Origin of the sequence: Mycobacterium syngnathidarum (genome assembly GCF_001942625.1) — a bacterium.
Lineage (GTDB): Bacteria > Actinomycetota > Actinomycetes > Mycobacteriales > Mycobacteriaceae > Mycobacterium > Mycobacterium syngnathidarum.
Window position 1 is genome coordinate 1 of the sequence record NZ_MLCL01000092.1, and the last position, 432, is coordinate 432.

At 63.9% G+C, this 432-nt stretch carries 1 protein-coding gene; it reads left to right on the forward strand.

Translation table 11 applies throughout. The annotated features are described in order from the left end of the window. On the forward strand, positions 1-432 hold a 432-nt coding region (locus tag BKG60_RS29685; RefSeq protein ID WP_341350338.1), incomplete at both ends, for an oxygenase MpaB family protein.

Here is a 432-nt window from a genome sequence, read left to right on the forward strand (position 1 = left end):
AGAACTGGAGATCAATCGCGCGACGATGGACATCTTCCACATTCAGATCCCCAAACCGAAGTACGTACTGCTACCGGACTTTCTCTGGCAGCAGATGTGGGCACCGGCCCGCGCATTTCAGAACTGGGTGGCCGCCGGGGTGTTCAGTTCCTCGGTGCGCGAGAAGGCCGGAATGCGCTGGACCCCTGGCGATGAGGTACTCCTGCGAGTGTTCGGAAAAGCAGTGCAGTTGGCATTCAGTCCATTGCCCGACGACATCCGCCTGCATCCACGCGCCGTGTCGGCGTACAAGCGCGCTCAGGGCCGCCTGCCTGCGGACGCGCCGTTGGTCGAGGCGCCCAAGATCACCGCTCCGCCCAGGGATAGGCGCGGGCTGCCCATGCATTACGTACCGCCATCGACCGAGGCGAGGTCCCTGACCTCCCGTGCTGG